Consider the following 19,572-nt stretch of genomic DNA (forward strand, 5'->3'; position numbering starts at 1 on the left):
TCATGCCCTCACCGCTCGCCGAGCTCCCCCTGCGCCGCCTGACCACCGAAGACCTGATCGCCTGTGCCGACCTCTCCGAGGACCGGGGCTGGCCGCGCGAGGAGCACAAGTGGGGACTCCTACTCGCGGCGGGCACCGGATACGGGATCGACGCCCCCGACGGCAAGGGCCTGGTCACCGCCTGCGTCGTCACCTCGTACAGTCCGGGTCTCGCGGCCATCGGCATGGTTCTGGTGGCCGAGCGCTACGCCCGGCAGGGCGTCGGACGCCGTCTGATGAAGCACGTACTGCGGGAGCTGGAGGGCACTCCACTCACCCTGCACGCCACGCCGAACGGGCGACTGCTGTACGAGGAACTCGGCTTCGAGACGACCGGCCGCGCCGAGATGGTCAAGGGCCACTTCCGGCCGTCCGGCCCGGCTCCCACGGTGGCGACCCGCCCCGCGACCGCCGACGACCTTCCCAGGATCCTGCGGCTCGACGCCGAAGTCTTCGGGCAGGACCGCACACACATGATCACCCGCTTGCCGGCCTTCTGCGACCAGTTGCGGGTCTCGGAGGACTCGGCCGGCCTGACCGGATTCGCGGCTGCCTGGCCCAACATGAACACCCACGTGGTGGGCCCGCTGATCGCCCGCGACACGGAGACCGCAAAGGCCCTGGTCGCCTCGCTCGCGGCCGGCACGGAGCGCCCGCTGCGCACGGATGTCGACGTACGCCATGAAGAGCTGCTGACCTGGCTGAAGGCCTCCGGCATGGAGCCCGTCGCCTTCAACGCGGTGATGACCTACGGCATCCCGGCTCTGCCGGGCGACTGGACCCGCCGCTTCGCGCCCCTGACAGTGGCCGCGGGCTAGCCGCCTGCGCCTGGGTATGAGTGTCCGTCCCCATGTGCCGTGATTCCACGGGCACTTGAGGACGAACACGGGACGGTCAGCGCCGGGCCAGGGCCTCCACAGCCGCGTTCGCGAACCCGTGGTCCTGGTCGGGGGCACCGCCACCCACGCCGATCGCGCCGATCAGACGACCGTCACGGTGGACGGGGACACCGCCTGCGATGAACAGGAGCGGCCGGTCCAGGGCCGTCGGCAGGGTGTGGAACAGGCCGCCCGGCTGGACTGCGTCCACCAGGTCGGCGGTCGGTGCGTTCAGCTGGAGCGCCGTGTACGCCTTGCGGGTGCTGGTCTCCCCGGCGATCAGCACGGCCCGGTCGTCCCGGCGGAAAGCGAGCAGATGGCCGCCCGCGTCGAGGACCGTGACCGCGACGGTGACTCCGGCCGCCTCCGCGGCGGAACGGGCTGCTTCGACGAGGGCCTCCGCATCCTGGGTGGTGAGCGGGGCTACGGCGACGGTGGTGGTGCTCATGAGGGGTAACTCCTTGATGGTGCTGGACGGTTGATTCAGTGGTGCGCGGCAGAGGCCCGCACCGGCTCGGGAACGGCGCCCGCGACGATCCGGCTGCCCGCGTTCGTACGCCGCTCCAGTGCGCTGGAGATGACGGCGAGCACGACAGCGGACGCGGCGAGTACGGCACCGACCCAGTTGGGGGCGGTGTAGCCGAGGCCGGCCGCGATGACGATGCCGCCGAGCCAGGCGGAGAGCGCGTTGCCGAGGTTGAAAGCGCCGATGTTGACGGCGGACGCCAGGGTGGGTGCGCCCGCGGCCTGGTCGAGGACGCGCTTCTGCAGCGGGGGCACGGTCGCGAAGCCCAACGCGCCGATGAGGAAGACCATGACGGCGGACGCGGCCTTGTCATGGGCGGCCACCGTGAACAGCGCCAGGACCAGGGCAAGCCCGGACAGGGACACGTAGAGCAGCGGCATGAGCGCGCGGTCGGCGAACCGGCCGCCAATGAGGTTTCCGGTGACCATGCCGAGGCCGAAGAGGACAAGCAGCCAGGTGACGGAGGTGTCGGCATAGCCGGCGACGTTCGTCATCATCGGAGTGATGTAGGTGATCGCGGCGAACACTCCGCCGAAGCCGAGCACGGTCATCGCCATGGCGAGCAGCACCTGGACGTTGCGGAACGCGGCGATCTCGTGCCGCAGCCGTACGCCCTCGGCCTTCGGCATGTCCGGGACGAGCTTGGCGACGCCGAGCAGGCCCAGCACCCCGAGTGCGGCGACGACGAAGAACGTCGCACGCCAGCCGACCTGCTGCCCGATGAGCGTGCCGATGGGCACTCCCACCACGTTGGCGACGGTCAGGCCGGTGAACATCATCGCGATCGCCCCGGCCTTCTTCTCGGGGGCGACCAGATCGGCCGCGACGACCGAGCCGATTCCGAAGAACGCGCCGTGCGCGAGGGAGGCGACGACCCGCCCGGCCAGCATCAGTCCGAAGACGGGCGCGACCGCGGAGAGCACGTTGCCGACGATGAAGAGGCCCATCAGCAGCATCAGCATCCGCTTGCGACTGACCTTGGTGCCCAGGATGGTCATCAGCGGAGCGCCGAGCATGACGCCGACGGCATAACCGCTGACGAGGTACCCGGCGGTGGGGATGGAGACGTCGAAGGTTCCGGCGACCTCGGGGAGCAGCCCCATGATCACAAATTCTGTGGTGCCGATACCGAACGCCCCGATGGCGAGGGCTAGGAGCGCGAGTGGCATGGGATGACCTTCCAGGAGATTGCGTGGGCCCCTTACAGGCGTACACAATAATTGCAGACGCCTATTAATTGCAAGCGCGGGCTATTGCAGTCGTGGACTATCCTGATGGCAAGCCGCTCCGGACGGAGGACAGACGCATGACCGCGACGGACCCCGCACTCACCGCCCTCTCCCAGGGCTGGTGCGCGCTCTCCCTGCTGCACGGCAAGATCGACGCCCATATCGAGCGCGCCCTCCAATCGGGGCATGACCTCAGCGTGCGCGAGTACTCCCTGCTCGATGTCCTCAGCCGCCAGCACAGCGGCCCGGGCGGCCACCTCCAGATGAAGCAGGTCGCCGACGCCGTGGTCCTCAGCCAGTCGGCCACCACCCGCCTGGTCACCCGGCTCGAAGACCGCGGCCTGCTGACCCGGTACCTCTGCGACACCGACCGGCGAGGCATCTACACCGACGTCACCGAATCCGGTCTGGCCCTGCTCGCCGAAGCCCGGCCCACCAACGACAGGGCCCTGCGTGAGGCGCTGGACGAAGCGGCGAAGAACCCTGAACTGGCACCCCTAGTCCGCACGGTCGAGGAGCTCCACGTCCCCGCATAGGGCAGCCGGGCGTACGCTCCGGGCCATGAGCGATCTTGTGATCAGGCCTGCCACGCCCGAGGACATCCCGGCGATCGTGGCCATGCTCGCGGACGACCCGCTGGGCGCCCAGCGGGAGTCGCCGGACGACCTCGCTCCCTACCGCACGGCTTTCGACCGGCTCGCGGGCGACCCGAACCAGCATCTGGTGGTCGCGGAACGCGGCGGCGAGGTCGTCGGCACCCTCCAGCTGACCGTCATCCCCGGACTCTCCCGGCGCGGATCGACCCGCTCGATCATCGAGGGTGTACGCGTTCACAGTGCCGAGCGCGGCAGGGGGCTCGGCACCCGGCTCATCGAATGGGCCGTCGACGAATCGGGGCGCCAGGGGTGTCAGTTGGTCCAGCTGACATCGGACGCCACTCGGACCGATGCTCACCGCTTCTATGAGCGGCTGGGGTTCGACGCCTCACATGTGGGATTCAAGAAGCCTCTGTAGGCCGTGTTTCACGTGAAACACGGCCTACAGAGACCCGCAGAGCCCTACGCGGGCCGTTTCACGTGAAACGTCAGACCCCGCGCCAGCCCTCGGGGTCCACACCACCCGGCACCGCCGTGGCCTCCGGTCCGTACGGCTCACGGGTGAACACAAACGACCCGAGGTCGAGGTGGCTCACCGAGCCGTCCGGCCGCCGAACCGCACGGAGCGTCTCGCCCCGGTGATAGCCATCGAGGCCGACCCAGGTGCCATCGGCGGCAGCTTTGAACCGGGAAGCCCGGCCGGTGCCACGGAGCGGTTCGAGAGCCACCCCACGGTCGGCGGTCAGTCGCAGTCCATAGGCGGTCGTGCCCCAGTACCAAGGCCCGGTGAGTCCAAGAAGCTGCTCATTCGCCTCGGGAAGCGGGCGCCAGGGCTCCGGGAACCGCGGTTCGGCCTCCGCCACGATCCGTACGAGATCGGCCGCCAGCGTGCCGCACATCGGGCCTGAGGTCGCATTGGCGAGTGCGACGGCGGCCACCCCGTCCGCCACGCTCACCCACAGGCCCGCCACGAATCCGGGCAACGAGCCGGTGTGTCCGGCGAGTTCACGGCCGTCGGAGCGAGCGAGCTGCAGGCCGAGCCCGTATCCGCCGTCCCAGCCGCCGGCCTCCGGCGCCACGGCGGGGGTGCGCATCTCCGCCACCGATTCGGCGCTCAGCACCCGCTCGTCGCCCTCGGCAAGGAAGACGGCAAAACGGCAGAGGTCGGCAGCGGTTGACCAGAGCTGTCCGGCGGAGGCCATCAGGCCGAGGTCCTCGGACGGTTCGGGCAGCAGCACATCGGCCCACGGGTGCACGGCCCAGCCCCCGGCGTGGGGATGCACCGGCTGCGTGGTCGTGCGGTCGAGCCCCAGCGGTTCGAGGATCTCGGTGCGCAGCGCCTCCTCCCAGGGCACTCCGCGCACCGCCTCCACCAGGGAACCGAGCAGCGTGTAGCCCGGGTTGGAGTAGTGGTGCAGTCGGCCCGCGGGATGCAGCTGCGGCTGATCCCCCAGCACATCGGCGAGCTCCGGGCGCAGACTGCCAGGCGTCCGTTCCCACCACGGCGCGGGCGACTCGGCAGCCAACCCGGCGGTGTGGGACAGGAGTTGGGCGATGGTCACTCCGCCCGCCGCAGTGCCCGGGAGGTGCTTCTCCAGCGGGTCGCCGAGGTCGAGCAGCCCCTCGTCGCGCAGCCTTAGGACCAGTACGGCGGTGAAGGTCTTGCTGATGGAGCCGATGCGGTACTGGACGTCGGCGTCCGGGCCGTGGCCGTCGACAGAGGTGCGCGACCCGGACCAGAGCATCCGGCCGTCCCGCACCACGGCCGCGACGAGGGAGGGCGCCCTCCCTCGGGACTGCTCGACCGCGATGCGGTGCACGAGGGCGCGCCGTGTGGCGGGCAGCAGCTCCTCGAAGGGGGACGGCGATGCGGGGGAACTCGATGAGGTCATGGAGCAAGGTCTAGCCGCGCACCCGCGTCCAGTCGACCGCTTTTCGCGGGAGTCGTCCTCTCTGGCTCATCGCCTCCCCCAGTCCGGAACCTCCGGGGTCGGCAGACGGGGCGAACTCACCTGATTACAGAGGCAGTTGATGAATCGGGACGTCAGTGAACGAGCCCCGTCTACTCCTGGCTGTCAGGCCGGCGGCGCGCGAAAACAATTCCGCCGAGCGGGCTCTCGGCCGAGCTGAGCGTCGTCTGCGCCTCGACCGTGAAGCCCGCATCATCGAGCCAGGCGGACACTTGGGCCGGCTGACGACGATGCACGTGGACCTTCATCGCGTGGCCTCCGTAGCCCTGAGTCTTCAACCGTGACTCGTCTCCCACGTGGAAGCCGAGCAGCACCAGCCCGCCGGTCCGCACCACCCGCCGGAAGTGGGCGAAGACCGGCCCGACCTCGTCGTCGGGGACGTGGATCAGGGAGTACCAGGCCACCAGGCCCGCCACCGAGGCATCGGCGAGGTCCAGGTCCGTCATGGAACCGACCTCGAATCGCAGGCCGGGGTGCTCACGCCGGGCCGTCTCGACCATCGCAGGCGACAGGTCGATCCCGAACGCGTCCACGTCGAGGTCTCGCAGACGGGCCGTGATCCTCCCCGACCCGCACCCCACGTCCGCAACAGGCCCCCCGCCGGTGCCTTGCACAAGCTCGGCGAACAGCGCCAGGACCGAGCGTTCGTACGGCGTCTCGTCCAGGAGGTCACGCACCTGATCCGCGTAGCTGGTGGCGACGGTGTCGTAGGACGTGCGGGTGTCGGCCAGCCATCCTTCGGTGCTCATGCCCGGAGACGGTAGTTCACCGGCCGAGGCAGTTGAACCCGCCCGGGCGCCTGCCGAGCGGGATCAGGTCGCTGCCATGTCCACGAAGCGCGAGTAGTGGCCCTGGAAGGCCACGGTGATGGTCGCCGTCGGGCCGTTACGGTGCTTGGCCACGATCAGGTCCGCCTCGCCCGCGCGGGGCGACTCCTTCTCGTAGGCATCCTCACGGTGCAGCAGGATGACCATGTCCGCGTCCTGCTCGATGGAGCCGGATTCACGCAGGTCGGACACCATCGGCTTCTTGTCGGTGCGCTGCTCGGGGCCACGGTTCAGCTGCGAGAGCGCGATCACCGGCAGCTGGAGCTCCTTGGCGAGGAGCTTCAGGTTTCGCGACATGTCCGAGACTTCCTGCTGACGGCTCTCGGCGCGCTTCGAACCGCCGGACTGCATCAGCTGCAGGTAGTCGATGACGACGAGGCGGAGGTCGTTGCGCTGCTTCAGGCGGCGGCACTTGGCGCGGATTTCCATCATCGACAAGTTTGGCGAGTCGTCGATGTAGAGCGGCGCCTGGGAGACGTCGGGCATGCGGCGGGCCAGGCGTGTCCAGTCGTCGTCGGTCATGGTGCCGGAACGCATGTGGTGGAGCGCTACCCGGGCCTCGGCCGACAGCAGACGCATCGCGATCTCGTTGCGCCCCATTTCGAGCGAGAAGATCACGCTGGGCAGGTTGTGCTTGATCGAACAGGCCCGCGCGAAGTCCAGCGCCAGCGTGGACTTACCCATCGCGGGACGGGCGGCGATGACGACCATCTGGCCGGGGTGCAGGCCGTTGGTGAGCGAGTCGAAGTCGGTGAACCCGGTCGGCACTCCGGTCATCTCGCCGCTGCGCGAGCCGATCGCCTCGATCTCGTCGAGCGCGCCTTCCATGATGTCGCCGAGCGGCAGGTAGTCCTCGCTCGTGCGCTGCTCGGTGACCGCGTAGATCTCGGCCTGCGCGGAGTTGACGATGTCGTCGACATCGCCGTCCGCCGCGTATCCCATCTGCGTGATCTTGGTGCCCGCCTCGACGAGCCTGCGGAGGACCGCCCGCTCGTGGACGATCTCCGCGTAGTACGAGGCGTTGGCCGCCGTCGGCACCGACTGGACCAGCGTGTGCAGATACGAGGCACCGCCGACCCGGGTGATCTCGCCACGCTTGACCAGCTCGGCGGCGACCGTGATGGGGTCGGCGGGCTCGCCCTTGGCGTAGAGGTCGAGGATCGCCGTGTAAACGGTCTCGTGGGCGGGCTTGTAGAAGTCGTGGCCCTTGATGATCTCCACGACGTCCGCGATGGCGTCCTTGGAGAGCAGCATGCCACCGAGGACGGACTGTTCGGCATCGATGTCCTGGGGGGGCACCCGCTCGAAGCCGGAGGACCCGCCGTCCCAGTCGTCCTGACCCCGGTCGTGCTGGTCGTCACGGCCCCTGCCGCGACCACGGCCTCGGCCCTCACTGTCGCCGCGCTGGCGGGAAACAGGCAGACGGTCACTTGGACCGGTGTCGGCCCAGGGCTCGTCCAACGGCTCGGGAATGCTCACCGGGCCACCTCCTCCCGTCCGCTCCGCGGACCTAGCCGTGCCACTCTTTCTACGGCACGACACTGACAAAACGAGAAGCCCGACTCCGGTTCCGGCGCGTCGGGCGCCGGACCACGTTAGGCCCGCCGGCGGCGTCAGCCAATCTGGTTATCCACAGGGCATGTGGACGAACGACCGGATGCTGTGGAGAAGTCTTCTGAACCTGTGCACGGACCAGGGGACAGCACTGTGGACAAAGTCATAGCCCTGCGACGATGACCACTCTGACCTGCAGTTTCTCCATCCACCGGCTGTGGGGGAGAAAAACTTTCCCGACTGGCTCAAGATCTCGGCAAACGGCCCGCACAAGAAGCGGACTCCACCTCCGAAGTAAGGATCACAGATGCATTGCATCCATTACCTGTGGAAGATTAGATTGACCCCATGAAACAGGCCCCCGCGATACCGGAGAGCGACCGGCGCAGCTCCCGGCGCCGCCACGATCGCGAGATCGTGGCCCTCGCCGTTCCCGCCTTCGGAGCCCTCGTCGCCGAGCCGCTCTTCCTGATGGCCGACAGCGCGATCGTGGGCCACCTCGGTACTCCGCAACTGGCCGGTTTGGGTATTGCCTCACCCTTGCTCACCACCGCCGTGAGCATCTTCGTCTTCCTCGCATATGCCGCCACCGCAGCCGTCTCCCGCAGGGTCGGCGCCGGCGATCTGCGGGCCGCGATCCGCCAGGGCATGGACGGCATCTGGCTCGCGCTGCTCCTGGGCGCCGCGGTCGTCGTCGCCGTACTGCCCACCGCCCCCTGGCTGGTCGGCCTCCTCGGCGCCTCGGACACCGCCGCCCCGTACGCCACCACCTATCTCCGCGTCTCCTCCCTCGGCATCCCCGCGATGCTCGTGGTGCTCGCCTCGACCGGTGTACTGCGCGGCCTCCAGAACACTAGGACGCCCCTGTACGTCGCAATGGGCGGCTTCGCAGCCAACGGTGTGCTGAACCTGGGCCTTGTCTACGGCGCCGGGCTCGGCATCGCCGGGTCGGCGTGGGGCACCGTCATCGCCCAGTTCGGTATGGCCGCCGTCTATCTCACCGTGGTGGTGCGCGGGGCCCGACGCCACGGTGCCTCTCTCCGGCCGGACAACGCAGGCATCAGGAACAGTGCCCAGGCCGGCGTACCGCTCCTGGTCCGTACGCTCTCGCTGCGTGCCGTCCTGATGATCGCCACCGCTGTCGCCGCTCGCCTGGGCGACGTCGACATCGCTGCCCACCAGATCATCCTGTCCTTGTGGAACCTGATGGCCTTCGCCCTCGACGCGATCGCCATCGCGGGTCAGGCGATCATCGGCCGCTATCTGGGCGCCGACGACGCCAAGGGCGCCAAGCAGGCCTGCCGCCGCATGGTGGAGTGGGGCGTCGCCTTCGGAGTGGTACTCGGCGTGCTCATGGTGGCGGCCCGCCCGCTGTTCATCCCGCTCTTCACCAGTGACAGGACCGTCCAGGACACCCTGCTGCCGGCTCTGCTCGTGGTTGCCCTCATCCAGCCGGTCGCCGGCGTCGTCTTCGTACTCGACGGCGTACTCATGGGCGCGGGTGACGGTCCCTATCTCGCCCGGGCCATGCTGGTGACTCTGATCGTCTTCGCCCCGGTCGCCCTGCTCGTACCAGCCCTCGGCGGTGGGCTGACCACGCTCTGGTGGGCCATGGCCCTGATGATGACGGTCCGCATGCTGACCCTCGGCTGGCGGGCCCGCTCCGGACGCTGGCTGGTCACCGGCGCGACGCGCTGACCGCGGCGCCCGTGAAACACCCAGCACGGCGTTTCACGTGAAACGCAGTCCTCAGCCCTCTCCGGCCGCTGTGTTTCACGTGAAACACAGCGGAAAGGGCCGCACCCCGAGGGGTACGGCCCTTTCTGCTGTGCTGTGCAGCGCTTAGGCGGCGATGACCTCGACGCCAAGCTTCGCGACAACGTCGGCGTGCAGACGCACGGACACCTGGTGGGCACCCAGGGTCTTGATCGGCGCACCGAGCTCGACGCGGCGCTTGTCCACGTCCGGGCCACCGGCAGCCTTGATCGCCGCAGCGACGTCGGCCTGGGTGACGGAGCCGAAGAGACGGCCGGCGTCGCCGGAGCGAACAGCCAGACGCACCTTCACGCCCTCGAGCTGGGCCTTGACCTCGTTGGCCTGCTCGATGGTCGCGATCTCGTGGATCTTGCGCGCACGACGGATCTGCGCGACGTCCTTCTCGCCACCCTTGGTCCAGCGGATCGCGAAACCACGCGGGACCAGGTAGTTGCGAGCGTAGCCGTCCTTGACGTCAACGACGTCGCCGGCAGTGCCGAGGCCAGAGACCTCGTGGGTGAGGATGATCTTCATTTTTCGGTCACCCTTCCCTTATCGCGCGGTGGACGTGTAGGGCAGCAGCGCCATCTCACGGCTGTTCTTGACGGCCGTGGCGACGTCACGCTGGTGCTGCGTGCAGTTGCCGGTCACGCGGCGGGCACGGATCTTGCCGCGGTCGGAAATGAACTTCCGCAGCATGTTCGTGTCCTTGTAGTCCACGTAAGCGGTCTTGTCCTTGCAGAACGCGCAGACCTTCTTCTTAGGCTTGCGCACAGGCGGCTTCGCCATGGTGTTTCTCCTGTGTGATCAAGAAGTGGGAGTTACGAGCTGCCCTAGAAGGGCGGCTCGTCCGAGTAGCCGCCGCCGGAGCTTCCGCCCCAGCCGCCACCGCCGCCGCTGCCACCCTGCGGCTGTCCGCCGCCGGTCGGCGCGCTGGAGGCCCAGGGGTCGTCGGCGGGAGCACCGCCGCCGCCCTGCTGGCCACCGCTGGGGGCTCCGCCCCAGTTGCCGCCGCCCTGCTGCTGACCGCCTCCGCCGTACCCACCCTGGCCACCGCGACCGGTGGTCTTGGTGACCTTGGCCGTGGCGTTCTTGAGGCTGGGGCCGACTTCCTCGACGTCCAGCTCGTAGACCGTGCGCTTGATGCCCTCGCGGTCCTCGTAGGACCGCTGCTTCAGCCGGCCCTGCACGACGACGCGCATGCCTCGCTGGAGCGACTCGGCGACGTTCTCCGCCGCCTGACGCCAGACCGAGCAGGTCAGGAACAGGCCTTCGCCGTCCTTCCACTCATTGGTCTGACGATCGAAGGTGCGGGGAGTCGACGCGACACGGAACTTCGCGACGGCCGCACCCGAGGGGGTGAAGCGCAGCTCGGGGTCGTCGACGAGATTGCCGACGACCGTGATGACGGTCTCGCCTGCCATGGATGAACCTCTCGGCGGGGATTGCTGCTGGCTGCTGTGTTGCTACTCGGACCCGATTACCTCTGAGCGGAAGCTCAGTGGGTCTCGGGACGGAGGACCTTGGTCCGGAGGACCGACTCGTTCAGGTTCATCTGACGGTCGAGCTCCTTGACGACCGCAGGCTCGGCCTGAAGGTCGATGACCGTGTAGATGCCCTCGGGCTTCTTCTTGATCTCGTAGGCGAGACGACGACGGCCCCAGGTGTCGACCTTCTCAACCTTTCCGTTGCCCTCGCGGACGACGGAGAGGAAGTTCTCGATCAGGGGAGAGACAGCGCGCTCCTCCAGATCGGGGTCGAGGATGACCATCACCTCGTAGTGACGCATGTGGAACCCACCTCCTTTGGACTCAGCGGCCACGGTCGTTCCGTGGCAGGAGGGTCGTGATGCGTAAGCAACGGTATCCGCCCCCACTGACAATCCCCCTCCGAGAGGAACGGGACGGCATGCGGGCACGGCTGACACCGGTGCAGACCGTCCAGAGTACCTGTTGACCCGCTTCCGGTTGAAATCCAGTGGGCAGGGGACGCAATCTGTACACATCGGGTGTGTGCGGCGTCACCCTTCGCCGCCTTCCGCCAGGAGGTGCCTCATGGCACAAGCAGTGCGACCGAACGCCGTCTCCCTCTTCGCCACCGATGGCAAACCCCATCCGCTCCAGGACACGTTCGCGGCCGTCACGGTCGTCCTGGGTGTGCTGGCCTTCACCACGGCCTGGTTCTACAACCTCCACCTGGTCAGCTCGTGGGCCGGCCTCGTCGGCATCCTCACGGGCGCGTACGGCCAGTTCATCTCGGCGACGACGCGCGAACGATTCCTGTTGATCCTCGGCCTCGGCGCATCCGCTGTCGGCTTCTTCCTCGGCATGGCCCACGGCGGCCTCTTCGGCGGTGTCGTCGGCGGCTGACCGACGCTCGGCACCCGCCACCAACGGATGGCCGTACAGCCCATCGCCGTACGGCCATCCGGGGCGCTCCTGTGGCCCAGTAGGCTTCGGCACGAGAGCCGGAGCCCCTGTACCCATGGGGACACACCTGCCGAGGAGCGCCCCGCATGAGCCTGACCCTGAGGACCATCAGCCGTGAGCAGCATCTGGCGTACATCCAGAGCCTGCCCGCGGCGAGCCACTGCCAGGTCCCGGCGTGGGCTGACGTCAAGACGGAATGGCGTTCGGAGAGCCTCGGCTGGTTCGACAAGAACGGCGAGCTGGTAGGCGCCGGTCTGGTCCTCTACCGCCAGCTCCCCAAGGTCAAGCGCTACTTGGCTTACCTGCCCGAGGGCCCGGTCATCAACTGGTACGCGCCCAATCTGGACGAGTGGCTGAAGCCGATGCTCGCGCACCTCAAGCAGCAGGGCGCGTTCTCGGTGAAGATGGGCCCGCCGGTCGTCATCCGCCGCTGGGACTCGACGGCCATCAAGTCCGGCATCCAGGACCCCGACGTGAAGCGTCTGCGCGATGTCGAGGCCACCCACATCGAGCCCCGTGCCTTCGAAGTCGCCGACCGGCTGCGGAAGATGGGCTGGCAGCAGGGCGAGGACGGCGGTGCCGGGTTCGGCGACGTCCAGCCGCGCTACGTCTTCCAGGTTCCGCTGGCCAACCGCTCGCTGGACGACGTCCTCAAGGGCTTCAACCAGCTGTGGCGCCGCAACATCAAGAAGGCCGAGAAGGCCGGCGTCGAGGTCGTCCAGGGCGGCTACGAGGACCTCGCCGAGTGGCAGCGCCTGTATGAGATCACCGCGGTGCGCGACCACTTCCGGCCGCGTCCCCTGTCGTACTTCCAGCGCATGTGGACGGTCCTCAACTCCGAGGACCCCAACCGCATGCGGCTCTACTTCGCGCGCCACAACGGAGTGAACCTCTCGGCCGCGACAATGCTCGTCGTCGGTGGCCACGTCTGGTACTCCTACGGCGCCTCCGACAACATCGGCCGCGAGGTGCGGCCCTCCAACGCGATGCAGTGGCGGATGCTCCGCGACGCCTACGCGATGGGCGCGACGGTCTACGACCTGCGCGGCATCTCCGACTCCCTGGACGAGACCGACCACCTCTTCGGCCTCATCCAGTTCAAGGTGGGCACCGGCGGTGAGGCGGCCGAGTACCTCGGCGAGTGGGACTTCCCGCTCAACAAGCTGCTCCACAAGGCGCTGGACATGTATATGTCGCGCCGCTGACCGGTTGCGTAACCTCGTTCTTCGTACCTCCGACACATCGCAGCCATCAGAAAGGTCCGGACGGCCATGGCGCTCACCCTCTATGTCGACTCCGCTCGCTGGCGGGCGCACCAGAAGTCCGTGATCGACCAGTTCCCGGGCATCGTCCCGGTCTGCAAGGGCAACGGCTACGGCTTCGGCCACGAGCGGCTCGCGGACGAGGTGTCCCGCTTCGGCTCGGACATCCTGGCGGTCGGCACCACCTACGAGGCCGCCAGTATCAAGGACTGGTTCAGCGGCGATCTGCTCGTCCTGACGCCGTTCCGGCGCGGCGAGGAGCCGGTGCCGCTGCCCGACCGCGTCATTCGCTCGGTCTCCTCGGTGGACGGTGTGCACGCCCTGGTGGGCGCCCGCGTGGTCATCGAGTGCATGAGCTCGATGAAGCGGCACGGCGTGAAGGAGGAGGAGCTCGGCATGCTCCGCTCCGCCATCGAGGACGTACGGCTCGAAGGCTTTGCGCTGCACCTTCCGCTGGACCGCACCGACGGCTCGGACGCCGTCGAGGAGGTCATCGCGTGGATGGACCGGCTGCGCGCAGCCCGGTTGCCGCTGCACACCATGTTCGTCAGCCATCTGCGCGCCGAGGAGCAGGCCCGGCTGCAGCAGCAGTTCCCGCAGACCCGCTTTCGGGCCCGCATCGGTACGCGGCTGTGGCTCGGCGACCACGAGGCGACCGAGTACCGCGGCTCCGTCCTCGACGTCACCCGGGTCGCCAAGGGCGATCGGTTCGGTTACCGCCAGCAGAAGGTCGCCTCCGACGGCTGGCTGGTCGTGGTCGCCGGCGGTACCTCGCACGGTGTGGGCCTGGAGGCCCCCAAGGCCCTGCACGGCGTGATGCCGCGGGCCAAGGGCGTCGCCCGCGCGGGGCTCGCCACCGTCAACCGCAACCTGTCCCCGTTCGTCTGGGCGGGCAAGCAGCGCTGGTTCGCGGAGCCGCCGCACATGCAGGTGTCGATCCTCTTCGTGCCGTCGGACTCTCAGGAGCCGCACGTGGGCGACGAGTTGGTGGCTCACCTGCGCCACACCACCACGCAGTTCGACCGCCTGGTCGAGCGCTAGGCAGGACCGCCCGCGGGGCGCTCAAGACATCGGGCCCCTGGCCGACGACAGCCGCCGTCGGCCAGGGGCCCGAGCCTTTTCTACGAGCCTTCAGGACGCGGGGGTTCTCGTACCCCACTCGACCCGCGGCCCCTCTTCGAGCGTCGCCGCGTGCCGCGGGGGATGCGCCGCCTGTCCCAGCACGAACACGTCCTCGGCCCGGTCCAGAACCCCGCCCGACGGGTCGTCCGAGCCGTCCCGCCGTACGACGTCCCGCTCCGGCATCAGGATGTCGCGCACCACGACGGCGCACAGGTACAGCGTGGTCAACAGGTGGGCGGTGATGGCCAGTTGATAGCCCTCGGGCGGCAGGCCCTGGTGCTTGTCGCCGCTCATCGTGTAGGCGAGGTACAGCCAGATCCCTAGGAAGTAGACGACCTCGCCGGCCTGCCAGATCAGGAAGTCCCGCCAGCGCGGACGGGCGAGCGCGGCCAGCGGGATCAGCCACAGGACGTACTGCGGCGAGTAGACCTTGTTGGTGATGATGAACGCGGCGACGACCAGGAAGGCGAGCTGCGCGAAGCGCGGTCGGCGCGGTGCGGTGAGTGTGAGCACCGCGATTCCCGCGCAGGCGAGGACCATCAGGAGCGCGGCAAGAGTGTTGACCATGTCAGTGTCCAGGCCTTTGCCCGTACGCTGCGAAATGATCAGCCAGAACGAACCGAAGTCAACGGACCGCTCCTGGCTGAAGGTGTAGAACTTCTTCCACCCCTCGGGGGCGAGCATCATCACCGGCAGGTTCACGACCAGCCAGGCACCAGCGGCGCCCAGCGCTGCGGCCCCGAGCTCCCGCCATTTCCCGGCCCGCCAGCACAGCACGAGCAGCGGCCCGAGGATCAGTACGGGGTAGAGCTTCGCGGCCGTCGCCAGGCCGATCAGGATGCCGAAGGCGAGCGTCCGGCCGCGCGACCACATCAGCATGGCGGCCGCGGTCAGCGCGACGGCGAACAGGTCCCAGTTGATGGTGGCCGTGAGCGCGAAGGCGGGGGCCAGCGCGACGAGGAGGGCGTCCCAGGGGCGGCGGCGGTGCGTGCGCGTGACGCAGACGGCGATGACGGCCGTGCAGGCCATCAGCATCCCCGCGTTGACCATCCAGTACATCTGCTCGCGGTGCTGCATGTCGCCGCTGCCCGGCGTCAGCCAGGAGGCGACCTCCATGAACAGGCCGGTCAGCACCGGGTACTCGAGGTAGTTCATGTCGCCGTTGAGGCGGTCGAAGTACGGCACCAGATTGTCGGCGAAGCCGCGGAGTGAGTACAGGTGCGGGATGTCCGAGTAGCAGGCGTGCGTGTACTGCGAATTGGCGCCGCGGAACCAGGCCCAGTCGTAGCACGGCAGCTTCTGGGCCATGCCCAGGGCGAACATCCCGATCGCGACGAGCACCACGATTCTGATCGGAGTGAGCCAGTGGTAGCCGGGCCTGGCCCAGCGGCCGAGCGGGCCGCCGATCAGCTGGCTGCCGGCCGCGGCGACCTCGTCCTGTTCCGTGGGGCGCACGACGGGTTCCGCGGAGTCTCCGCGCCGGTCCTCGTACACACGGGGGCTCGTCTCGCTCGTCATGCCCGACATCCTGCCGTACACCGCTGTGGATACGGGGAGCGGCCGTGTTTCACGTGAAACGGAGACGCAGTTTCACGTGAAACGAGGGGTGGTGTTTCACGTGAAACACCACCCCTCGTCTTCAGTCGGCGCGTCTAGCCGTTGGCTCCTGCGATCCAGCCGCCGGGGCCATGACCGGGTTTCGATTTGCTGGGGGTCGGGCTGGGACTGATCCCGCCGTCTGCCCCACCGGTCGTCGGGCCCTGATCGGTGCCGCCCGTGTCGTTACAGGTCCAGTCCCACTTGCTGCAGGAACTGCTCGGACTGGGGGACGGGGACATCGACGGAGTACTGGAGGGCTTACCCGACGGGGATTGCGAGGGCGAGGGGCTCAAGGACGGGGGTGCGCTGGGGGCGGGCGACATACCGCCGCCGTAGACCTTGTCGCCGATCTTCTCGGGAGCCGGGAAGGACTCGGCGGGGGAGTCGCCGAGCGCCTGCTCCATGTAGTCGTGCCAGATGGTCGACGGGAACGACGCGCCGTGGATCTTCTCCTGGCCGCCCGTCCCGAACATCTTGAGGAACTCGCGCTTCTTGCTGGTCTCGTTGTCGTCGAGGCGGTACATGCCGACGGCGGTCGAGTACTGCGGGGTATAGCCGACGAACCACGCCGACCGGTTGCCGTCGGTGGTACCGGTCTTGCCCGCCACCTGGCGCCCGCTGAGCTTGGCGTTCGTGCCGGTGCCCTTGTCGACGACGCCCTTCAGCACGTCCGTGACGTTGTTGGCCACGGCGGCGGGGAAGGCGCTCTTGGCCTGGTCCTCGTGCTGGTAGATGACCTTCCCGTCCTTCTTCACCGACGTCACGGAGAACGGGTCGCGCTGGGTGCCGCTGGCGGCGAAGGTGGCGTACGCACCGGCCATCCGGATCGCGCTGGGCGACGACGTACCGATGGAGAACGACGGCACGCTGGAGGAGGCCATACTGGTCTTGCTGTCGCGCAGACCCGCGGCCATGGCGGCCTGCTTCACCTTGTCGGTGCCTACGTCCATGCCGAGCTGGACGTAGGGAGTGTTCACCGACTCCTGCATGGCGTAGCGGAGGTCGATGGCGTAGCTCGGCGGGTTGTAGGACTCGTCACCATCATTGGTCTGCAGCCACTCGCCGCCGTTCTGGTCCTTCCAGATGGTCCCGTCGTAGTTCTTGATCTTCAGTTTGTTCTTGCCGCTGTAGATGCTGTCCGGCGAGACGGGCGTCCGGGACGAGTCGCTCTGCGACGCCGGCTTGTTCGGGTCGCGCTTTCCGTACTCCATCCCGGCCGCGAGGACGAACGGCTTGAAGGTCGAGCCGACCTGGGCACCGGTTTCGTCGGCGTTGTTGGTGAAGTGCTTGGTGGCGTCGTCACCGCCGTAGATGGCCACGATGGCCCCGGTCTTCACATCCACCGAAGCGCCGCCGAACTGGACGAACGTGTCGTACTGAGGTCGCTTCTTCGGGTCGATGTTCTTGTCCCGGACCTTCTTGACCACGCTCTCCATCTCCTGGACCTTCTTCTTGTCGAAGGTCGTGTAGATCTGGTAGCCGCCCTTGGCCATGTCGATGTCCGGGTTGTTGTTCTTCGCGGACGCCTGGGCGAGAGACACGAGGTAGCCGATCTGGCCGCCCAGGTTCGCGTTCTTCTTCGGCTTGTCGGGCATCGGGAAGATCTTGTACTTCGCGCGCTCGGCCGCGTCCATGTGCTTGTCCTTGACCTCCTGGTCGAGGATCCAGCCCCAGCGCTCGGTGGCGTTCTTGGTGTTCTGCTGGGCGGTGGCCGCCGGGTCGATCTCCGGTGCGCCGGCCGGGTCGAAGTAGGTCGCGCCCTTGAGGAGCGAGGCGAGGAAGGCGCACTGGCTCGGGTCGAGGTCCTTGGCGTCCTTGCTGTAATACGTGCGGGCCGCGGCCTGCAGCCCGTAGGCGCCACGGCCGTAGTACGCGGTGTTCAGGTACCCGGCCATGATTTCGCTCTTCTGCCTGGTCGCGCCGACCTTGATGGAGATGAAGAGCTCTTTGAACTTACGGGTGATGGTCTGCGACTGGTCGTTGAGCTGGGCGTTCTTCACGTACTGCTGCGTGATGGTCGAGCCGCCCTGGGTCTGGCCACCCTTGGCCATGTTCAGCAGGGCGCGGGCGATGCCCTGGGGGTCGACACCGCTGTCGGTCTCGAATGTCTTGTTCTCGGCCGAGATGACTGCGTACCGCATCGCCGCCGGAATCTGCTCGTACGGGATGATCTGGCGGTTGACCTCGCCGCCGGTGGCGACCATCTGCGAGCCGTCGGCCCAGTAGTAGACGTTGTTCTGTGCTTTCGCCGCCTGAGCCACATCGGGGATGGCCACCATGTAGTAGGCCACTCCGATGACGGCGATCAGCACACCGAAACAGCCCAGGCAGCAGGCGCTGACGAGCTTCCAGGACGGCACCCAGCGCCGCCAGCCCCGCTTGCCGTAGCGCGGGTAGTCGATGAACCGCTTCTTGGGCGGCCGGCCGCCGGCCGCACCGGCCCGGCGCCCCGGCCCGCCCGGAGGTCCCGCGCCGTCGGAGCCGCGCCTGCGGCCGCCTCCGCGCTGGGCCCGGCGGGCCTCGGCCCGGCCACCGTGGCTGGACTCCGCATGCGGGTCCGACGGCGATCTGTACGAACCGGACGGTGAGTGGGCCGCAGCGTCCGGAGATCCGGCCGGCCGGGCCGGCCTGCGACCGGAGGGCTGTTGCGCGGCGCGCCGGGCCGCGGCACGTCCACCGCCCTGGGGCTGCGGCGGTTTGCGACGGTGCTCGCTCATCGAACGACTACTCCTCGGGCAGGCGAGAGCGCCTGGAAACGGCAGCTGAGTTCCTGTCCCCCCGGCGTGGGCGGCTACCCCGTGAAGGGCACTGCCACGCCACAGCCCATGTGCCGATGGCGCTGGACACGCCGACGCCCCCTGACGTCACTCGGCACACAGTGATCTGCATGGCGCACAGACTACGCACGCTCAAAACCGCCCTAGGGCCGAAGTTCACCCCAAATCAGGCATGTTGCTGGCTATGAATTGAGGATGTGACGCCGTTCACCATGACCCCTCTTGTCGCAGCTGCGACACCGCTCTATCGTGCTGATGTATCGAGTCGATACATCAGCACGGCATAAAGGTTCCGGAAGGCCGAGGAGGCGAAGGATGAGCAGGCGCTCCGGCATCCTCGAATTCGCCGTACTCGGGCTGCTCCGCGAGGCTCCGATGCACGGTTACGAGCTGCGCAAGCGGCTCAACACCTCGCTGGGGATCTTCCGGGCCTTCAGTTACGGGACCCTCTATCCCTGCCTCAAGACGCTGGTCGCCAACGGCTGGTTGATCGAGGAGCCGGGCAGCGCTCCCGAGGACGCGCTCGCCGCTTCACTCGCAGGGCGCCGCGCCAAGATCGTCTACCGGTTGACGGCGGAAGGTAAGGAGCACTTCGAGGAGCTGCTCTCCCACACCGGCCCCGACACCTGGGAGGACGAGCACTTCGCCGCCCGTTTCGCCTTCTTCGGCCAGACAGAGCGAGAGGTGCGGATGCGCGTGCTGGAAGGTCGTCGCAGCCGCCTGGAGGAGCGCCTTGAGAAGATGCGCGCCTCCCTGGCTCGTACGCGCGAGCGCCTGGACGACTACACGCTCGAGCTGCAGCGCCACGGCATGGAGTCCGTGGAGCGCGAAGTGCGCTGGCTGAACGAGCTCATCGAGAGCGAGCGGGCGGGACGGGATCAGCGATCCGGCCCCGCCACCGGCTCGGCTCAGCAGGACCACACATCAGGAGAGACGGGCGGCCTGCCCCGGAACCGGGACAGCACCCGGCCGGATCCGTCCGAGGACACCGCCAACTGAAGACCCTGCG

Annotated in this window: 19 protein-coding genes; 8 read left to right on the top strand and 11 right to left on the bottom strand. The window is 68.2% G+C overall.

Annotated features, from left to right (window positions below; translation table 11 throughout):
• Positions 1-2 precede the first annotated feature (2 nt).
• Positions 3-857 carry a GNAT family N-acetyltransferase gene (locus ACSHXC_RS19410; protein WP_438292761.1) on the top strand — a complete coding sequence of 285 codons (855 nt, stop codon included), beginning with the start codon at positions 3-5 and terminating at the stop codon, positions 855-857.
• A 76-nt stretch (positions 858-933) separates the two neighbouring features.
• On the opposite strand, the gene ACSHXC_RS19415 is transcribed toward ACSHXC_RS19410, so the two are convergent.
• Complete coding sequence (locus ACSHXC_RS19415; RefSeq protein ID WP_438292762.1) at positions 934-1,365, bottom strand: GlcG/HbpS family heme-binding protein; 432 nt, start codon at positions 1,363-1,365, stop codon at positions 934-936.
• A 35-nt stretch (positions 1,366-1,400) separates the two neighbouring features.
• A complete protein-coding gene (locus tag ACSHXC_RS19420; protein ID WP_438292763.1) occupies positions 1,401-2,612 on the bottom strand; it encodes an MFS transporter in 1,212 nt (403 codons plus the stop codon).
• Between the two features lie 137 nt (positions 2,613-2,749).
• Here ACSHXC_RS19420 and ACSHXC_RS19425 point away from each other — a divergent pair, with 137 nt between their 5' ends.
• Positions 2,750-3,208: a MarR family winged helix-turn-helix transcriptional regulator gene (locus ACSHXC_RS19425; RefSeq protein ID WP_189965721.1), complete on the top strand. Its 459-nt coding sequence runs from the start codon at positions 2,750-2,752 to the stop codon at positions 3,206-3,208.
• A 25-nt stretch (positions 3,209-3,233) separates the two neighbouring features.
• A complete protein-coding gene (locus tag ACSHXC_RS19430) occupies positions 3,234-3,686 on the top strand; it encodes an N-acetyltransferase family protein (protein WP_438292764.1) in 453 nt (150 codons plus the stop codon).
• 70 nt (positions 3,687-3,756) lie between these two features.
• Here ACSHXC_RS19430 and ACSHXC_RS19435 read toward each other — a convergent pair whose 3' ends face one another.
• The 3 genes from ACSHXC_RS19435 to dnaB form a co-directional block, all read right to left on the bottom strand.
• Positions 3,757-5,160: a serine hydrolase domain-containing protein gene (locus ACSHXC_RS19435; RefSeq protein WP_438292765.1), complete on the bottom strand. Its 1,404-nt coding sequence runs from the start codon at positions 5,158-5,160 to the stop codon at positions 3,757-3,759.
• 170 nt (positions 5,161-5,330) lie between these two features.
• The gene (locus ACSHXC_RS19440; RefSeq protein WP_438292766.1) at positions 5,331-5,987 is read right to left on the bottom strand and encodes a class I SAM-dependent DNA methyltransferase; all 657 of its coding nucleotides are present in this window, start codon (positions 5,985-5,987) and stop codon (positions 5,331-5,333) included.
• Positions 5,988-6,050: 63 nt separating this feature from the next.
• Complete coding sequence (gene dnaB / locus ACSHXC_RS19445) at positions 6,051-7,544, bottom strand: replicative DNA helicase (protein WP_345260633.1); 1,494 nt, start codon at positions 7,542-7,544, stop codon at positions 6,051-6,053.
• Between the two features lie 423 nt (positions 7,545-7,967).
• Here dnaB and ACSHXC_RS19450 point away from each other — a divergent pair, with 423 nt between their 5' ends.
• Positions 7,968-9,317, top strand: coding sequence for an MATE family efflux transporter (locus ACSHXC_RS19450; RefSeq protein ID WP_438292767.1), 1,350 nt, complete (start codon positions 7,968-7,970; stop codon positions 9,315-9,317).
• 144 nt (positions 9,318-9,461) lie between these two features.
• Here ACSHXC_RS19450 and rplI read toward each other — a convergent pair whose 3' ends face one another.
• The 4 genes from rplI to rpsF all read right to left on the bottom strand — a co-directional run bounded on the left by rplI (position 9,462) and on the right by rpsF (position 11,163).
• A complete protein-coding gene (gene rplI, locus ACSHXC_RS19455) occupies positions 9,462-9,908 on the bottom strand; it encodes a 50S ribosomal protein L9 (protein WP_114038679.1) in 447 nt (148 codons plus the stop codon).
• An 18-nt stretch (positions 9,909-9,926) separates the two neighbouring features.
• Positions 9,927-10,163 carry a 30S ribosomal protein S18 gene (rpsR, locus tag ACSHXC_RS19460; protein WP_005315025.1) on the bottom strand — a complete coding sequence of 79 codons (237 nt, stop codon included), beginning with the start codon at positions 10,161-10,163 and terminating at the stop codon, positions 9,927-9,929.
• A 44-nt stretch (positions 10,164-10,207) separates the two neighbouring features.
• The gene (locus ACSHXC_RS19465) at positions 10,208-10,798 is read right to left on the bottom strand and encodes a single-stranded DNA-binding protein (protein WP_189969913.1); all 591 of its coding nucleotides are present in this window, start codon (positions 10,796-10,798) and stop codon (positions 10,208-10,210) included.
• Between the two features lie 74 nt (positions 10,799-10,872).
• Positions 10,873-11,163, bottom strand: coding sequence for a 30S ribosomal protein S6 (rpsF, locus tag ACSHXC_RS19470; RefSeq protein ID WP_053724701.1), 291 nt, complete (start codon positions 11,161-11,163; stop codon positions 10,873-10,875).
• 265 nt (positions 11,164-11,428) lie between these two features.
• On the opposite strand from rpsF, the gene ACSHXC_RS19475 reads away from it, so the two are divergent.
• From ACSHXC_RS19475 to ACSHXC_RS19485, 3 genes are all read left to right on the top strand, one after another.
• Positions 11,429-11,743: a hypothetical protein gene (locus tag ACSHXC_RS19475; protein ID WP_189969911.1), complete on the top strand. Its 315-nt coding sequence runs from the start codon at positions 11,429-11,431 to the stop codon at positions 11,741-11,743.
• 146 nt (positions 11,744-11,889) lie between these two features.
• A complete protein-coding gene (locus ACSHXC_RS19480) occupies positions 11,890-13,008 on the top strand; it encodes a lipid II:glycine glycyltransferase FemX (RefSeq protein WP_114038676.1) in 1,119 nt (372 codons plus the stop codon).
• A 66-nt stretch (positions 13,009-13,074) separates the two neighbouring features.
• Entirely contained in the window at positions 13,075-14,106 is a 1,032-nt protein-coding gene (locus ACSHXC_RS19485; protein WP_189969906.1) for an alanine racemase, read from the top strand.
• Positions 14,107-14,196: 90 nt separating this feature from the next.
• Here the strand turns inward: ACSHXC_RS19485 and ACSHXC_RS19490 are convergent, their stop codons facing one another.
• Entirely contained in the window at positions 14,197-15,705 is a 1,509-nt protein-coding gene (locus tag ACSHXC_RS19490; RefSeq protein ID WP_438292768.1) for a glycosyltransferase family 87 protein, read from the bottom strand.
• 134 nt (positions 15,706-15,839) lie between these two features.
• Complete coding sequence (locus ACSHXC_RS19495) at positions 15,840-18,503, bottom strand: transglycosylase domain-containing protein (RefSeq protein WP_438292769.1); 2,664 nt, start codon at positions 18,501-18,503, stop codon at positions 15,840-15,842.
• 375 nt (positions 18,504-18,878) lie between these two features.
• Here ACSHXC_RS19495 and ACSHXC_RS19500 point away from each other — a divergent pair, with 375 nt between their 5' ends.
• Positions 18,879-19,562 carry a PadR family transcriptional regulator gene (locus ACSHXC_RS19500; RefSeq protein WP_399484521.1) on the top strand — a complete coding sequence of 228 codons (684 nt, stop codon included), beginning with the start codon at positions 18,879-18,881 and terminating at the stop codon, positions 19,560-19,562.
• Positions 19,563-19,572 lie beyond the last annotated feature (10 nt).

This window comes from Streptomyces sp. HUAS TT7 (assembly GCF_051550175.1).
Lineage (GTDB): Bacteria > Actinomycetota > Actinomycetes > Streptomycetales > Streptomycetaceae > Streptomyces.

Excerpts from the sequence above, each read along its gene's own strand:
- ACSHXC_RS19410 (WP_438292761.1), top strand. The coding sequence starts at position 3 with ATGCCCTCACCGCTCGCCGAGCTCCCCCTGCGCCGCCTGACCACCGAA.
- ACSHXC_RS19415 (WP_438292762.1), bottom strand. The coding sequence starts at position 1,365 with ATGAGCACCACCACCGTCGCCGTAGCCCCGCTCACCACCCAGGATGCG.
- ACSHXC_RS19420 (WP_438292763.1), bottom strand. The coding sequence starts at position 2,612 with ATGCCACTCGCGCTCCTAGCCCTCGCCATCGGGGCGTTCGGTATCGGC.
- ACSHXC_RS19425 (WP_189965721.1), top strand. The coding sequence starts at position 2,750 with ATGACCGCGACGGACCCCGCACTCACCGCCCTCTCCCAGGGCTGGTGC.
- ACSHXC_RS19430 (WP_438292764.1), top strand. The coding sequence starts at position 3,234 with ATGAGCGATCTTGTGATCAGGCCTGCCACGCCCGAGGACATCCCGGCG.
- ACSHXC_RS19435 (WP_438292765.1), bottom strand. The coding sequence starts at position 5,160 with ATGACCTCATCGAGTTCCCCCGCATCGCCGTCCCCCTTCGAGGAGCTG.
- ACSHXC_RS19440 (WP_438292766.1), bottom strand. The coding sequence starts at position 5,987 with ATGAGCACCGAAGGATGGCTGGCCGACACCCGCACGTCCTACGACACC.
- ACSHXC_RS19450 (WP_438292767.1), top strand. The coding sequence starts at position 7,968 with ATGAAACAGGCCCCCGCGATACCGGAGAGCGACCGGCGCAGCTCCCGG.
- rplI (WP_114038679.1), bottom strand. The coding sequence starts at position 9,908 with ATGAAGATCATCCTCACCCACGAGGTCTCTGGCCTCGGCACTGCCGGC.
- rpsR (WP_005315025.1), bottom strand. The coding sequence starts at position 10,163 with ATGGCGAAGCCGCCTGTGCGCAAGCCTAAGAAGAAGGTCTGCGCGTTC.
- ACSHXC_RS19465 (WP_189969913.1), bottom strand. The coding sequence starts at position 10,798 with ATGGCAGGCGAGACCGTCATCACGGTCGTCGGCAATCTCGTCGACGAC.
- rpsF (WP_053724701.1), bottom strand. The coding sequence starts at position 11,163 with ATGCGTCACTACGAGGTGATGGTCATCCTCGACCCCGATCTGGAGGAG.
- ACSHXC_RS19475 (WP_189969911.1), top strand. The coding sequence starts at position 11,429 with ATGGCACAAGCAGTGCGACCGAACGCCGTCTCCCTCTTCGCCACCGAT.
- ACSHXC_RS19480 (WP_114038676.1), top strand. The coding sequence starts at position 11,890 with ATGAGCCTGACCCTGAGGACCATCAGCCGTGAGCAGCATCTGGCGTAC.
- ACSHXC_RS19485 (WP_189969906.1), top strand. The coding sequence starts at position 13,075 with ATGGCGCTCACCCTCTATGTCGACTCCGCTCGCTGGCGGGCGCACCAG.
- ACSHXC_RS19490 (WP_438292768.1), bottom strand. The coding sequence starts at position 15,705 with ATGACGAGCGAGACGAGCCCCCGTGTGTACGAGGACCGGCGCGGAGAC.
- ACSHXC_RS19495 (WP_438292769.1), bottom strand. The coding sequence starts at position 18,503 with ATGAGCGAGCACCGTCGCAAACCGCCGCAGCCCCAGGGCGGTGGACGT.
- ACSHXC_RS19500 (WP_399484521.1), top strand. The coding sequence starts at position 18,879 with ATGAGCAGGCGCTCCGGCATCCTCGAATTCGCCGTACTCGGGCTGCTC.